Origin of the sequence: Salipiger bermudensis (genome assembly GCF_019801965.1) — a bacterium.
Classification (GTDB): Bacteria; Pseudomonadota; Alphaproteobacteria; order Rhodobacterales; family Rhodobacteraceae; genus Salipiger; species Salipiger bermudensis_A.
On sequence record NZ_JAHVIA010000002.1, the window covers coordinates 97,372 to 112,517 of the forward strand.

The 15,146-nt window shown below is 68.6% G+C and carries 12 protein-coding genes; 3 read left to right on the forward strand and 9 right to left on the reverse strand.

The window, feature by feature from the left end:
- Positions 1-79: 79 nt before the first annotated feature.
- Positions 80-889 carry a division plane positioning ATPase MipZ gene (locus tag KUV62_RS04395; RefSeq protein WP_222602471.1) on the forward strand — a complete coding sequence of 270 codons (810 nt, stop codon included), beginning with the start codon at positions 80-82 and terminating at the stop codon, positions 887-889.
- A gap of 7 nt (positions 890-896) precedes the next feature.
- On the opposite strand, the gene KUV62_RS04400 is transcribed toward KUV62_RS04395, so the two are convergent.
- Positions 897-1,454: an HdeD family acid-resistance protein gene (locus KUV62_RS04400; protein WP_222602472.1), complete on the reverse strand. Its 558-nt coding sequence runs from the start codon at positions 1,452-1,454 to the stop codon at positions 897-899.
- Positions 1,455-1,631: 177 nt separating this feature from the next.
- A complete protein-coding gene (locus KUV62_RS04405) occupies positions 1,632-2,843 on the reverse strand; it encodes a TsoY family (seleno)protein (RefSeq protein ID WP_222602473.1) in 1,212 nt (403 codons plus the stop codon).
- Between the two features lie 150 nt (positions 2,844-2,993).
- On the opposite strand from KUV62_RS04405, the gene KUV62_RS04410 reads away from it, so the two are divergent.
- Complete coding sequence (locus KUV62_RS04410) at positions 2,994-3,392, forward strand: hypothetical protein (protein WP_261395312.1); 399 nt, start codon at positions 2,994-2,996, stop codon at positions 3,390-3,392.
- A gap of 114 nt (positions 3,393-3,506) precedes the next feature.
- On the opposite strand, the gene KUV62_RS04415 is transcribed toward KUV62_RS04410, so the two are convergent.
- Positions 3,507-3,989: a GNAT family N-acetyltransferase gene (locus KUV62_RS04415; protein ID WP_222602475.1), complete on the reverse strand. Its 483-nt coding sequence runs from the start codon at positions 3,987-3,989 to the stop codon at positions 3,507-3,509.
- A gap of 190 nt (positions 3,990-4,179) precedes the next feature.
- Here KUV62_RS04415 and smc point away from each other — a divergent pair, with 190 nt between their 5' ends.
- Positions 4,180-7,635, forward strand: coding sequence for a chromosome segregation protein SMC (gene smc, locus KUV62_RS04420; RefSeq protein WP_222602476.1), 3,456 nt, complete (start codon positions 4,180-4,182; stop codon positions 7,633-7,635).
- A gap of 181 nt (positions 7,636-7,816) precedes the next feature.
- Here smc and KUV62_RS04425 read toward each other — a convergent pair whose 3' ends face one another.
- From KUV62_RS04425 to deoC, 6 genes are all read right to left on the reverse strand, one after another.
- The gene (locus tag KUV62_RS04425) at positions 7,817-9,106 is read right to left on the reverse strand and encodes an amidohydrolase family protein (protein ID WP_222602477.1); all 1,290 of its coding nucleotides are present in this window, start codon (positions 9,104-9,106) and stop codon (positions 7,817-7,819) included.
- A 1-nt stretch (position 9,107) separates the two neighbouring features.
- Positions 9,108-10,055, reverse strand: a complete 948-nt coding sequence (locus tag KUV62_RS04430; RefSeq protein ID WP_222602478.1) for an ABC transporter permease — start codon at positions 10,053-10,055, stop codon at positions 9,108-9,110.
- Positions 10,052-11,098: an ABC transporter permease gene (locus tag KUV62_RS04435; protein ID WP_222602956.1), complete on the reverse strand. Its 1,047-nt coding sequence runs from the start codon at positions 11,096-11,098 to the stop codon at positions 10,052-10,054. Before KUV62_RS04435 ends, KUV62_RS04430 begins: the two co-directional genes overlap by 4 nt.
- A 105-nt stretch (positions 11,099-11,203) precedes the next feature.
- A complete protein-coding gene (locus KUV62_RS04440; protein WP_222602479.1) occupies positions 11,204-12,745 on the reverse strand; it encodes an ABC transporter ATP-binding protein in 1,542 nt (513 codons plus the stop codon).
- On the reverse strand, positions 12,745-13,776 hold the full coding sequence (locus tag KUV62_RS04445) for a BMP family protein (protein ID WP_222602480.1): 1,032 nt from the start codon (positions 13,774-13,776) through the stop codon (positions 12,745-12,747). Before KUV62_RS04445 ends, KUV62_RS04440 begins: the two co-directional genes overlap by 1 nt.
- A 153-nt stretch (positions 13,777-13,929) precedes the next feature.
- Positions 13,930-14,925, reverse strand: a complete 996-nt coding sequence (deoC, locus tag KUV62_RS04450) for a deoxyribose-phosphate aldolase (protein WP_222602481.1) — start codon at positions 14,923-14,925, stop codon at positions 13,930-13,932.
- Positions 14,926-15,146 lie beyond the last annotated feature (221 nt).

Genomic DNA, 15,146 nt, shown 5'->3' on the forward strand with positions numbered 1-15,146 from the left:
TGCTTGTTGGCGCCCACCAGATACGGTAGCCCAACCGGGTCCACAGCGGAACATGTGGTCATCAGGACAAGAGGGTAGCGTGGCACATATCATCGTCGTCGGGAACGAGAAGGGCGGGGCGGGCAAATCCACCGTCTCGATGCATGTGGCCACCGCGCTTGCCCGTCTGGGCTACAGGGTCGGCGCGCTCGACCTCGACCTGCGCCAGCAGACCACCGGCCGCTACTGCGACAATCGTCGCCGCTTCCTCGAGAGCGAGGGGCTCGAACTGCCCAGCCCGCATTACATGGAGCTGCCCCAGGTCGATCCCTCCGAGCTGGCGCCGGGTGAGAACGCCTATGATCATCGCCTGAGCAAGGCGGTGTCGATGCTCGAGGCCGAGAGCGATTTCATCCTGATCGACTGCCCCGGCTCGCACACCCGTCTGAGCCAGGTCGCGCATACGCTGGCCGACACGCTGATCACCCCGCTCAACGACAGCTTCATCGACTTCGATCTTCTGGCCCGGATCGACAGCGACGGCGACAAGATCATCGGGCCCTCGGTCTATTCCGAGATGGTCTGGAACGCCCGCCAGCTGCGCGCCCAGGCCGGGCTCAAGCCGATCGACTGGATCGTGCTGCGCAACCGTCTCGGCGCCCAGCAGATGATCAACAAGATGAAGATGGAGAAGGCGCTCGAGCGGCTCTCCAAGCGCATCGGCTTTCGCATTGCGCCGGGCTTCTCCGAGCGGGTGATCTTCCGCGAGCTGTTCCCGCGCGGGCTGACGCTGCTCGATCTCAAGGATATCGGCGTTAAGCAGCTCAACATTTCCAACGTGGCCGCCCGGCAGGAGCTGCGCGACCTGATGTCGACGCTCAACCTGCCCGACGTCGAGATCCGCTTCTGATCCGCCCCTAGCGCAGCCGCCAGGCCAGCGCCGCGACGCCGATCCCGGAGCTCAGGAGCTCGATGCCGAGAAAGATCCCGAGGATGCCGCCGCCGGCTTCCGGGATGGCGAAGATGATCCAGAGACCGAGCGCCACCGAGATCGCCCCGGCAAGCGCCAGCCAGCCCCAGCCGCGCCGCTCGCGCAGGTGAAAGGCGAGCAGGACGCGCAGCAGCCCGACGGCGATGAAGAAGCCCGCGATGATCAGCGTCAGGGAGACGATCCCGGCCAGCGGGTTGGCCAGCAGCGCCACGCCGAAGGCCAGCACGAGAAAGCCCAGCAGGCCCGAGACCAGCCGCTCGGTGCCGGGGCCATCGTAGCGGAACGCGATCCAGAGCTGGAGGACGCCTCCCAGCAGCAGGATGCTGCCGGCAATGGCCACGGCGGTCAGCGACGCGGCGAAGGGGTTCAGGAAGGCCACGATGCCGCCGACAACCAGCAGCGCGCCGAGAACCAGCAGCCAGCGCCAGTCGGGGCCGAGCGGGCGGCGCGGCGGTGTGTCGTGTTGGGGCATGGGGCCGGACATGTGTCACTCCTCTGTGCTGCAGGGGTAACCACGCTGGACCGTCCCCGTTCCATCACCATGACGCGAAACGAGATTGCGCGAAAGAAAAGTCTCCGACTCGCCTATATCGCGAATAGGGGCAGGGCCGGAGGGTGTTCCTCCGGCCCTGCCTGGCGTTTCGTGAGTGTGGCACCGGGATCATTCGGCCGGGATGGCGATCTCCTCGCGGCGGCCGAAATGCTGGCGGTTCAGCCGTAGCACCAGCCAGACCGCGATGGCCTGCGCGATCAGCGCCACGGCGGTCAGGGTCCAGAAGGCGAGGCTGAACTTGTCGACCATGCCTGCGGCCACCAGACCCTTGTTGATGAAGAACTGGAGCATCACCGAGAGCGCCACGGCCGGGCAGACCAGGGCGTAGGAGCCGGGCGAGGTCTTGGGGCCGAGCACGAAATCGCGGAAATAGCCCTGGGCGCGCAGCACCGTCATCCCGAGCAGCAGGAACACCACCTGCACCGAAAGCATCCGGGCTAGGAAGACAAGCGTCTCGCCGGCATTGCCATGCGCGTCGAAGGTGGTGTGCAGCCCGTGTGCCTGCCTCAGGAACATGATGCCGAGCACCGTCATGATCGGCACGATGATCAGCAGGGTGGGACCGGCTTCGCGCGCCGTGCCGTAGTGCAGCATCGAGCTCAGAGCGGTGATTGCCGCCATCACGGTGTAGATCATCGCGGTCACGCCGAGGAAGGTCGAGAGCACCAGCGCCGTGCCCACGGTCACCGGGTTGCTGCTCATCGCGGCGGGGGCGGCGAAGCCCACGGCGACCATGGCGATGGCGAAGGCCGGCAGCAGCTGGGCGAAGGAGTTGTGCGCGGTGACATCGAAGATACCGCCCTTCGAAAGCACCCGGCTGAGGAAGGCGCCGAGCTGCCGGAAGGCCAGCACGCCGATCAGCGTGAAGGCCACCATGGCGAAGGGGAAGAGGTATTCGACGACCGACCACAGGCCGGGCACGAAGACCAGCCCGAGGATGAAACCCACGTTCACCGTCATGGCGAGCGCCAGCGGCATCGCGAGCACCGAGCTCTCGGTGTTGGCCTGTTTCATCTCCTGCCAGGCGACGGTCTGCTTGAAGGCGCTGAAGCTGCGCAGGTTCCAGATCAGCGACTTGATGTTGAGCACCGCGAAGACCGCGATCCCGAGCATGGCGACCGCGATCGCCACCTGTTGCGGCAGCGCCCCCTTGGCCCATGCGGCGGCGATGTCCTCGAAGACCGGAACGGCCTGCCCGGGGTGGGGCACCCAGAACATCAGGTACATGAAGAATGAGACCGCCGTACCGCCCGCGCCCAGCGACGCGAGGAAATAGGTCGGCGAGTAGGTGTCTGCGGGTCGTGCAAGCGTGCGTGCCATGACGGCCTCCCATAAATTCGCTTTACGGAATGTATAATACATTCAAAAAAAAGAATGTCAAAATACTACCGCCCGCGCCAAAAGCGCGCACCGGCCCGAGAGCCCGCCGGGCTTAAGGGCTGGTTAACCAATCCTTGCCTATGTTGCGGCATGAGATGGGTGCTGCTCACGGTGGTTTTGCTGATCTCCGCCTGCAATATGGGCGGGCCCGGGTTTCGCGGCCTTCCGGCGCAAAAGGTGGAGGTTGAGGGCACGCGTTTCCTTCTACGGGTTAACGGCGCGATGGCGGAGGCAACGCGCATCAGCCCGGAATTTCCCGCCCGGTTCGAGCCGATTGCCCAGCGGGCGCAGACGGCTGCCTTCCTTCACACCGGCTGCGAGCCCGACTGGGTCATTGGCGATCCTGCGGTGCTGGTGATGGGTCTGTCCTGCGATGGCGCGCCGGCGCCGAGCAAGCCAAGGCGGGGCCGGATCTCCTGCGCGATCTTCAGCGGCTATGCCAGCGCCGGGCTCGGCGGCAGCGCGGAGCTGGACTGCAGGGGATACTGAGGCTGACTGCGTTGGGGCGAAGCGATCTGCGAGCGCGCGTTGCGGCGGCGCTGGGGCGAAGCGAACTGGCGGCCTCCGTTGTATCGGCTCCAGCGGTGCGTTCGGAAGGGGCGGTCAGGCTGAGCCGCGCGCGGGCAGCGCCACCGATTTCTCATAGAAGATGCTCGACGGGCTGTCTTCGTAGGTGCCGAAGGGCGGGCGCCGGATGAAGCCCGAGCCCTCGTAGAGCGACACCGCGGCGGCGAGCTTGTCGCCGGTCTCGAGCCGCAGCATCGGCAGGCCCTCGGCCAGCGCCGCGCGCTCGATATGGCAGAGCAGGCGGCGGGCCACGCCGATGCCCCGCGCCACCGGCGCCACGAACATCGACTTCACCTCGCCATAGCCATCGCGCCGGGCCAGCGCCGCGCAGCCGAGAAGGTCTCCCCCCTCTTCCTCTTCGGCGCCATAGAAGGTAATGCCCTCGGCACAAAGCGCCTCGATGTCGAGGTAATGGTTCTCCTCCGGCGGAAACAGTGCGTTCATCAGCGCGTGGCTTTCGCTCAGCAGCGCCCGGGCGCGCGGGTCGCGGGGCGAGATCGGTCGTATGGCTAGAGGCATGGGGCAGCTCCTCGCAGGCGCGATGATGAAAAGCGCTAACACGCCATTCGTCAAGAACTCGTTTTCACGGTAACTACGCAATATCTTGTGGATAATGAGCGGCTCTCCGCGATATGCAGCGCAAAGCGTTTGACTCGCCCCCGGCCGGACAGCGAAAATACCCGATAATCAGGAATCAGGGCAGCCAGACTTGCGATTTTCCCGCCTCAGACTCACGGGCTTCAAGAGCTTCGTCGACCCCACCGACCTCGTCATTTCCGAGGGGCTGACCGGCGTCGTCGGGCCGAATGGCTGCGGCAAGTCGAACCTGCTCGAGGCGCTGCGCTGGGTGATGGGGGAGACCCGCGCCAAGGCGATGCGCGGCTCCGGCATGGAGGACGTGATCTTTGCCGGCGCCTCCTCGCGCCCGGCGCGCAACTTCGCCGAGGTCTGCCTGACCATCGACAATTCCGACCGTCTGGCGCCGGCGGGCTTCAACGAGAGCGACCAGCTCGAGATCGTCCGCCGGATCACCCGCGATGTCGGCTCCGCCTACAAGACCAACGGCAAGGACGTGCGCGCCCGCGACGTGCAGATGCTCTTCGCCGACGCTTCCACCGGCGCGCATTCTCCGGCGCTGGTGCGGCAGGGCCAGATCTCCGAGCTGATCAACGCCAAGCCGAAGAACCGCCGCCGCATCCTCGAGGAGGCCGCCGGCATCTCGGGTCTCTACCAGCGCCGCCACGAGGCCGAGCTGAAGCTCAACGGCACCGAGGCCAACCTGCTGCGCGTCGATGATGTGATCGAGCAGCTCGCCTCGCAGCTGTCGCAGCTCGAGCGGCAGGCCAAGCAGGCGGCGCGCTACCGTGCCATCGGCACCGACCTGCGCCGCGCCGAGGGGCTTCTGCTCTACCGTCGCTGGAAGGAAGCCGACGAGGCCCGCATGAAGGCCGAGGCCGAGCACCGCGAACGCGTCACCGCCGCCGCGCAGGCCGAGGGCACTGCCCGCGCCGCCGCCAAGCTGCGGGCCGAGCGCGAGGAGGCGCTGCCGGCCTTGCGCGAGGAAGAGGCGATCGCGGTGGCGATCCTGCAGCGTCTCGGCGTGCAGCGCGATGCGCTGGCCGACCAGGAACGCCAGGCCGCCGAGACCATCGCCGCGCTGACCCGCCGCATCGAGCAGATGCGCCGCGACATGGAGCGCGAGGCCGGTCTCAACCGCGACGCCGGCGAGACCATCGAGCGACTCGAATGGGAGGCGCGCGAGCTCGAGAAGGCCGGCGCCGGCCATGACGAGCGCGTCGCCGAGGCCGCCGAGGCCGCCAGCGAGGCCTCCGCCATGCTGCAGGAGCGTGAGGCGGATCTCACGCAATACACCGAGGACGTCGCCCGGCTTGCGGCCCGCCACCAGTCGGCGCAGCGCTTTCTCGCGGATGCCCGCCGCATGCTCGAGCGCCACGAGGGCGAGGCAAGCCGCGCCCGCGAGGCCGTGACCTCTGCCAAGCAGACGCTGGAGGAGTCCACCGACCGCGTCAGCGAGGCCCGCGTCCGCGCCGAGGAGGCGCAGCACATGGCCGAGCGCTGCGAGACCCTGCTCACCGATGCCGACGAGGCGCGCGCCGACGCCCAGTCGCGCGAGGCCGAGGCACGGGCCGAGCGCTCCGAGGCGGAGGGCGAGTTCAACGCCCTGCGTGCCGAGGTCACCGCGCTGGCCCGGCTGCTCGACCGCGACACCGCCGAAGGCGGCCAGATCCTCGACCGGCTGCAGGTGCAGCAGGGTTTCGAGAAAGCGCTCGGCGCGGCACTGGCCGACGATCTGCGCGCCCCCGAGGTCGATGCCGAGGGCCCCTCCGGCTGGACCGTGCTGCCGCCCTACGATGGCGACCAGCCGTTGCCTCCGGGCGTCACCGCGCTGACCAACCACGTCTCGGTGCCCGAGGTGCTCGAGCGACGCATGGGCCAGATCGGCCTGGTCGATTCCGATGACGGCGCGAGTCTGCAGCCGCTCCTGAAGCCTGGCCAGCGCCTGGTAAGCCCGGAGGGCGATCTCTGGCGCTGGGACGGCTACCGCGCCTGGGCCGAGGATGCCCCCTCGGCGGCGGCGCTGCGGCTCGAGCAGCTCAACCGGCTCGAAGAGCTCAAGCAGGAGATGGCGGCTGCCGAGGCGCGCGTCGAGGGCATGCGCACCGCCCATGAGGCGCTGGTGATGCGGCTGGCAGAGCTGACCCGTGCCGACAAGGCGGCGCGCGAGGCGCGGCGCGAGGCCGACCAGCAGCTCAACGAGAGCACCCGCGCGATGAACCGCGCCGAGGCCGACCGCAACCTTGCCGAGGGCAAGCTCGAGAGCCTCGCGATGACCGTGACCCGCCACGAGGACGAGGCCACCGGCGCGCGCAAGCAGTTGCTCGAGGCCGAGCGCGCGCTCGAGGAGCTCGACGATCTCGAGACCGCCCGCGCCGAGGCCGAGGACATCAAGATGACGGTCGAGGCGGCGCGCATGACCATGATGACCCGGCGCTCGGCTCATGACGAGCTGCGCCGCGAGGGCGACGCCCGCAAGGCGCGCAGCCAGCAGGTCACCAAGGAGCTCTCGGGCTGGCGCCACCGGCTCGAGACGGCGCGCACCCGCTCCGACGAGCTCGAAGAGCGCAAGGCGGCGGCGGAGGCCGAGCTTCAGAGCGCCTCAGCCGCGCCCGCCGAGCTCGCGGCCAAGCGCGATGAGATGAGCCAGTCGATCGCCGAGGCCGAGGAGCGCAAGGCGGTGGCCGGCGACGCGCTGGCCCATGCCGAGGCGCAGCTGCGCGAGGCCATCGGCGCCGAGCGCGACGCCGAGCGCAGCGCCTCCGAGGCGCGCGAGGCCCGCGCCCGGGCCGAGGCGCGGGTCGAGGCGGCGCGGGAGACAGTCGATGCCGCCGCCGAGCGCATCGAGGAGGAGCAGGAGACCACGCCGTCGAAACTGCTCGATCGGCTCGAGGCCAACCCCGACGAGATGCCGCCCTCCGACCAGATCGAGGCCGAGGTCAACCGGCTCAAGCGCCAGCGCGACAGCCTCGGCGCGGTGAACCTGCGCGCCGAGGAGGACGCCAAGGAGGTGCGCGAGGAGCACGACCAGCTGGTCTCCGAGAAGCAGGATCTCGAGGAGGCGATCAAGACGCTGCGCGCCGGCATCTCCTCCCTGAACCGAGAAGGGCGCGAGCGTCTGCTGACCGCCTTCGAGCAGGTCAACAGCAACTTCTCGATGCTCTTCACCCACCTGTTCAACGGCGGCGAGGCCAACCTGGTGATGGTCGAGAGCGACGACCCGCTCGAGGCCGGTCTCGAGATCATGTGCCAGCCGCCGGGCAAAAAGCTCTCGACCCTGTCGCTGCTGTCGGGCGGCGAGCAGACGCTGACCGCTCTGGCGCTGATCTTCGCGGTGTTCCTCGCCAATCCGGCGCCCATCTGCGTGCTCGACGAGGTCGACGCGCCGCTCGACGACGCCAACGTGACCCGGTTCTGCGATCTGCTCGACGAGATGTGCCGCCGGACCGACACCCGCTTCCTGATCATCACCCACCACGCGGTGACGATGGCGCGCATGGACCGGCTCTTCGGCGTCACCATGCAGGAGCAGGGCGTCTCGCAGCTGGTCTCGGTCGATCTCAAGAAGGCGGAGCGCATGGTCGCGTGATCGCGCCCTTGCCGAGGATCAGCGCTGACCCACGGGCCGGCCTGCCTCCGGCGGGAGTAGTTTTGACGAAGAGAAGCCAGGGGCGCCGCGCCCTCGTCTTCTTTGGTTCAAAAATACCTCGGGGGTGAATTGGCCGAAGGCCAAGAGGGGGCTGGCCCCCTTCTGCTCCTGCCACCAGGTGTTAACCGTCGGCGATCTTGTGCCGCCGCCGCACGCTGTCCGGGCGCCCGGGAAGCGCGAGGCGGGCGTCGTTGCGCGCCTGCCGGGAGACAATCTTGCCCTTGGAGATCACGCAGAGCCGGTCGGGGCGCAGCCGCAGCGCCTCGATGCTCGAGCCAGCATCCATCACCAGCAGCGAGGCCATCTTGCCGGCGGCGAGGCCATAGTCGTCCAGATGCATGATCCTGGCGTTCTCTTCCGTGACCATGGTGAAGCAGCGCGCCATCTCCTGCGGCGAGGTCATCTGCGCCACGTGCAACCCCATGAAGGCCACGTCGAGCATGTCGGCGGTGCCGAGCGAATACCAAGGGTCGCGCACGCAATCCTGACCCCAGCCGACGGTGATGCCATGTGCCTGCATCTCCTTCACACGGGTCAGGCCGCGGCGCTTGGGGTAGGTGTCGTGGCGGCCCTGCAGGGTGATGTTGATCAGCGGGTTGGGAATGGCCGCGATCCCGGCCTCGGCGATCAGCGGCAGCAGTTTCGAGACGTAGTAGTTGTCCATCGAGTGCATCGAGGTCAGGTGCGAGCCCGCCACCCGGCCCTGCAGCCCGAGCCGCTGGGTTTCAAAGGCCAGCGCCTCAATATGGCGCGACATCGGGTCGTCGGTCTCGTCGCAATGCAGGTCGACCAGCAGGCCGCGCGCGGCGGCGATCTCGCAGAGCTCGCGCACCGAGGCGGCGCCGTCGGCCATGGTGCGCTCGAAATGCGGGATGCCGCCGACCACGTCGACGCCCATGTCGAGCGCGCGGAGGGTGTTGGCCCGCGCCGTCGGGTCGCGGTAGAAGCCGTCCTGCGGGAAGGCCACGAGCTGTAGATCTAGGTAAGGTTTCACCACCTCGCGCACGTGCAGCAGCGCCTCGACGCCCTTCAGCGTGTCGTCGCAGGTGTCGACATGGCTGCGCACCGCCAGCAGCCCCATGCTCACCGCCCAGTCGCAATAGGTCAGCGCGCGATCGACCATCTCGTCGACACTGGCGATCTGCTTGAGCTCGCCCCAGAGCGCGATGCCCTCGAGCAGGGTGCCGGAGGCGTTGATCCGCGGCGTACCGTAGCTCAGCGTCGCATCCATGTGGAAATGCGGATCGACGAAGGGCGGCGAGACCAGGTCGCCCGCGGCGGCGATCACCTCGCCCGCCTCCGCGCCGGTCAGGTCGCCGATGGCGGCGATGCGGTCACCGGTGATGCCGATGTCCTTGACGGTGCCGTCGGGCAGGGTGCCGCCGGTGACGAGGATGTCGAAGCTGGCCATCTTAGCGCTCTCCGCGGTTGAAGGGGGTCATCAGGGCGGCGGGCACCCGGGCGCGCCGCGACATCAGGATCAGGGCGAGGATCGACAGCAGGTAGGGGATCATCAGGAACACCTGGTAGGGCACCACCTGTCCCATGCCGGTCTGCTGCAGCCGAACCTGAAGCGCGTCGAACCCGGCGAAGAGCAGCGCACCGAGGAGCGCCTTGCCGGGCTTCCACGCGCCGAACACCACCAGCGCAATGCAGATCCAGCCGCGCCCGTTGACCATCTCGAAGAAGAAGGACGAGAAGGCCGACATGGTCAGGAAGGCGCCGCCCACCGCCATCAGACCCGAGCCCACGATCACCGCGCCGATGCGGATCGCGCCGACCGAGAGGCCCTGGGCTTCGACAGCGTGGGGGTTCTCTCCGGCGGCGCGCAGGGCGAGGCCGAGCGGCGTGCGGTAGAGCACCAGCGCCACGATCGCGACGCAGGCGAAGGCGGCCCAGGTCAGCGCGGTCTGGGAAAACAGCGCCTGGCCGAGCCAGGGCAGGTCCGACAGGCCTGGGATGTGCAGGGTCTGGAAGGGCTCGATGCGGGGCGGGTTGGTGACCTCGGGCAGCGCCAGCCGGTAGGCGTAATAGGCCGAGGCGGTGGCCAAGAGCGTGATGCCGAGGCCGACCACGTGCTGCGACAGGCCGAAGGGCACGGTCAGCACGCCATGCAGCGCGCCGAAGGCCATGCCGGCGAGCATCGCCACGGCGACGCCGGTCCAGAGCCCGCCGCCCGCGTAGACCGTCATCCAGCCGGCGAAGGCGCCGATCACCATGATGCCCTCGATGCCGAGGTTGAGCACGCCGGCGCGCTCGCAGATCAGCTCGCCCATGGTGGCGAAGATCAGCGGCGAGGCGATGCGCAGCACCGCGGCCCAGAAGCTGGCGGAGATCAGGATATCGGCGATCTCGGTCATCCGCGCACCACCCGGTATCGTGTCAGAAGGATTGCCAGCACCATGAAGAGCAGCGCCGCAGCGAGCAGGATGTCGGCAATGTAGGTGGGGACCTCGGCGGCGCGTGACATGCTGTCGGCGCCGACGAAGATGCCCGCGACGAAGAGCGCAGAGACCACCACGCCCAAGGGGTGCAGCAGCGCCAGCATGGCGACGATGATGCCGGTATAGCCGAAATCGGGCGAGAGATCGGAGGTCAGGTTGCCCTTGAGGCCGGCGACCTCGGAGAAGCCTGCAAGCGCCGCCAGGCCGCCGGAGATCAGCGCGGTCTTGACCAGCACCCGGCCCACCGGGATGCCGGCGAAGCGCGCCGCCTGCGGGTTCTGGCCGACAGCGCGGATCTCGTAGCCCAGCGTGGTGCGGGTCTGCATCACCCAGACGCCGGCGGCGCAGATCAGCGCCAGGGCAAAGCCCCAGTGCAGCCGCAGCCCCTCGACGATGCGCGGCAGGCGGGCGTCGCGGGGCAGGGCGGGGGATTTCGGCCAGCCCATGCCCATCGGATCCTTCAGCGGGCCCTCGAGCAGGTAGGAGATGAACAGCGCCATGATGAAATTCAGCAAGAGCGTGGTGACCACCTCGTCGACCCCGAGCCGTGTCTTCAGCAGCACCGGGCCGAGCAGCACCAGCGCGCCGGCCACGATGGCGCCGAGCGCCATCAGCGGGATCGCCAGCGGGCCGGGAAGACCGAGCTGGGTGCCGATGACCACGGTCATCAGCGCGCCGGCATAGAGCTGCGCCTCGGCGCCGATGTTCCACAGCCGGGCGCGGAAGGCGACGGCCACGGCGAGGCCGGTGAAGATTAGCGGCGTGGCGCGGTTGAGGGTCTCGAGCGTGGCGAATCTCGACCCCACGGCGCCCTTCACGATGAGGCCGAAGGTCTCGAGCGGGTTGGCGCCGGCGATGGCGGCGAGGCCTGCTGCCAGCGCGATGGTCGCCAGGATGGCGAGCGCCGGCAGGCCCAGCGTGCGGGCCGGGGAGGGCGCGGCGATGGGGTCTAGTCGCATCATGGGTGCACCTGGCGGAGAGGGCGGTTCGGGGGCGCTGCCCCCGGACCCCCGGGATATTTTGGGCCAGAAGAAGACAGGGGCGTCGGTCTGGGGAGGGCGGGGTCAGGCGGCATGGTCGAAGCCTTGGCCGGCCATCCACTGGCCGAGCTCGGCCGGGGTCTTTTCGCCGCGGGCGAACTCGGGCGAGAGCCGGCCGCCTGAGATCACCCGGATCACGTCGGAGAGGGTGAGGATCTCGTCGAGATCCTCGGAGATCAGCAGCACCGCGGCGCCGGCGTCGCGGGCGGCGATGAGCTGCTCCTGGACATAGGTCACGGCGCCGATGTCGAGCCCGCGCACCGGCTGGTTGGCGAGGATGATGCGCGGGGCGGCCTCGAGCACGCGGCCCAGGATGAGCTTTTGCATGTTGCCGCCGGAGAGCAGGCGGATGCGGGCCTCGGGACCGGGGCAGCGCACGTCGTATTTGGTGATGATGGCCTCCGTGGCGCGGCGGGCGGCGGCCCAGTCCATCCAGCCGGCGCGGGCAATGGGGGCGTCGCGGTAGCTCTCGAGGACGGCGTTCTCGGTCAGGCTGAAATCGGCCACCGTGCCGGTGCGGTGGCGATCCTCGGGGATGCGGCCAATGCCGGATAGCAACGCGCTGCGCGGACTCCAGCCGGTGACCGGGTGGCCGGCGATCTCGAGCCTGCCGGAGGCGGGCGCCTCGAGCCCCGAGATCAGGTCGGCGAGCGCACCCTGGCCATTGCCGGAGACCCCGGCGAGGCCGAGGATCTGGCCCGCCTTGAGCTCGAGATCGACGGCTTTGAGCCCGGGCCGGTTGCCCTGCGGCGCGGTGCTCACGCCATCGAGCCGCATCAGCACGGCGCCGGGGCGGGCCTCAGCGGGGGCGGGGGCCTCGATCTCTGCGCCGACCATGAGGGTCGCGAGCTGGTGGCGGTCGGTGGCTTTGGTGGCGGTCTCGCCCACCAACTTGCCATGGCGCAGCACCAGCACCCGCGAGGAGATCGCCATGACCTCGTGCAGCTTGTGCGAGATGAAGATCACCGACAGCCCCTGCTCCACCATCTTGCGCAGGGTGAGAAAGAGCGCATCAGCCTCCTGCGGCGTCAGCACCGCGGTGGGCTCGTCGAGGATCAGGATGCGGGCATCGCGGTAGAGCGCCTTGAGGATCTCGACGCGCTGCCGCTCGCCCACCGAAAGCTCGGCGACGCGGGCGTCGGGATCGACGAGCAGGCCGAAATCCTGCGCCAGCGCCTGCAGCTTGCGCCGCGCGGCGGGCTTGCCAAGGCCGGGGGACCAGAGCGATCCGGTGCCAAGCAGCACGTTCTCGAGCACGGTCATGTTGTCGGCGAGGGTGAAATGCTGGTGCACCATGCCGACGCCGGCGGCCAGCGCGGCGCCGGGCTGGCCCGGGGGCAGGGCCTGGCCGAAGACCTCGACCATGCCCTCGTCGGCGGTGTAATGGCCGAAGAGGATGTTCATCAGCGTAGTCTTGCCGGCCCCGTTCTCACCCAGCAGCGCCACGACATCGCCCTTCGCCAGCGAGAAGCTGATCGCGTCGTTGGCGGTGAGCGCGCCGAAGCGCTTGGTGATGCCGGAGAGGCGCAGGACGGTCTCGCCCTGCGCCGTGTCTTGGTCTGTCATCAGGAGGAGGTGGGCTCGCTGTCGTCGATCTCGACGGTGAACTCGCCGGCCTTGATGGCGGCCTCCCGTTCGGCCACGAGGTCGAGCGCCTCCTGCGGCACCTTGCCCTCGAACGTGCCGAGCGGGGCCAGAGAACAGCCGCCTTCCTTCATGAAGCTGTAGACGCCGTAATTGTCGGCCTCGAAGCTGCCCTCCGCCACCTTGGCGAGTGCTGCCTGCAGGGTCGGCTCGAAATGCCACAGCGCCGAGGCGGCCACGGTGTCGGGATAGTCGGACTGGGTGTCGATGACGTTGCCGATGGCGAGGATGCCCTTCTCCTGCGCCGCGTCGGAGACCCCGAAGCGCTCGGCGTAGAGCATATCGGCGCCGTTCTCGATCATCGCGAAGGCGGTTTCCTTGGCCTTGGGCGGATCGAACCAGGAGCCGATGAAGCTGACCTGGAAGCTGGCGTCGGGCTTCATTTCCTTCACGCCCGCCATGAAGGCGTGCATCAGGCGGTTGACCTCCGGGATCGGGAAGCCGCCGACCATGCCGATATTGCCGGTCTCGGTCAGCGCACCGGCGATGATGCCCGAGAGATAGGAGGCGTCCTGGATGTAGTTGTCGAACACCGCGAGGTTCGGGTAGGCCGGGTCGGGCATGAAGGACGAGCCCATCAGGAAGGCGGTGTCGGGGTAATCGAGCACCACCTCTCGGGCCTCCTGCTCGACGCCGAAGATCTCGCCGATGATGAGCTTGGCACCGGCCTCGGCATATTCGCGCATGACGCGCGGATAGTCGGTATTGGCGGTGTTTTCCGAGAAACTGTAGGTGATCTGGCCGGCTTCCTTGGCGGCCTCGGCGGCGATGTGGATGCGGCTCACCCATTGCTGCTCCACCGGCACGGTGTAGATCCCGGCGACCGCGATCGGCTCTTGCGCGAGCAGGCGCGAGGGCAGAAGTCCGGTGCCCGCCGCGGCGGCGAAACCGGCCGTGCCCATGAGCATGCGGCGGCGGCTGAACTGGGTGAGAAGCGTGCGTCTGTCGGTCATGTGGCCCCCTGGCTTTGGTCTAAATTTTGACCAGACGGTAAGCGTTTCGGCAGGGGCTGGCAAAGGAAGAAGCGTCGCATGCGGCGCAAACCGCATGCCCGGTAATCATTGGCGTCGCGCGGTGCCCGCGAAACGGGCAGGGGCGGCGCCGCGTCAGCCGATGGCGTGACGCCAGCTCGCGGAATAGGCGCCGGTGACGTGATGCTCGAGCTGGCGCTCGATATCGCCCAGCAGGCTCGAGGCGCCGAAGCGGAACAGGTCCGGCCGCAGCCAACGGTCGCCCAGCTCTTCCTTGACCAGCGCCAGGTAGGTGATCGCGTCCTTGGCCTTGGAGATGCCGCCGGCGGGCTTGTAGCCGACGCGGTAGCCGGTTTCCTCGTAATACTCGCGGATCGCTCGCATCATCACCAGGCTCACCGGCAGGGTGGCGTTGACGCTTTCCTTGCCGGTCGAGGTCTTGATGAAATCGGCGCCGGCCATCATGCAGACCATCGAGGCGCGGGCGACGTTCTGCAACGTGCCGAGCTCGCCGGTGGCGAGGATCGCCTTCACATGCGCCTCGCCGCAGGCCTCGCGGAACTGGCGCATCTCGTCGTAGAGCCCCTCCCAGTCGCCGGTCAGCACCAGACGGCGCGAGATCACGATGTCGATCTCGCGGGCGCCGGCCTTGACGCTCTCGCCGATCTCGGCAAGCCGCAGCGGAAAGGGCGAGAGCCCGGCGGGAAAACCGGTCGAGACCGCCGCCACCGGGATGCCGCTGCCTTCGAGCGCGCTGACCGCGGGGGCGATCATGTCGTGGTAGACGCAGACAGCGCCGGTGGTCAGACCCTGCATCCCGAGCGCCTCGAGCAGGTCTTCGCGCACCGGCTGCCGCGCCTTGGCGCAGAGCCGCGCCACCCGGCCCGGGGTGTCGTCGCCGGCCAGCGTGGTCAGGTCGATGCACGAGATTGCGCGGGCCAGCCAGGCCGCCTGGAAATCCTTCTTGAGGCTGCGCCGGCCGGGCAGGCTGGCGGCGCGGCGCTCGATGGCCGAACGGTTGGCGCGGGCGCGCATCACCCGTTCCATGTCGAGCGGCATGCCCGGGTTGCGGGGCTCAAGCGTTTGCGGCAGCTGGGTCACGGTCATCGGGGCCTCGGTGGTCTCAAGCATGTCTCGCTCCTCCGGCCCCGACCGTCGCACGCCCCCATGGCGCAGGCAAGAGAGGCCGTGGCGTTACCGCAATCGCAGCCCCTCCCATGGGCGCAACCCCCCTGCCTTCTCTACGTTCCAAATACTCAAAAATTATCCTGCCCTCGCCACCGCCACCACGCCGGTCATCTCGACCGCGATCGCCCCATGGCAATCCCCGCCGGGGCAGGACAGACTGCGCG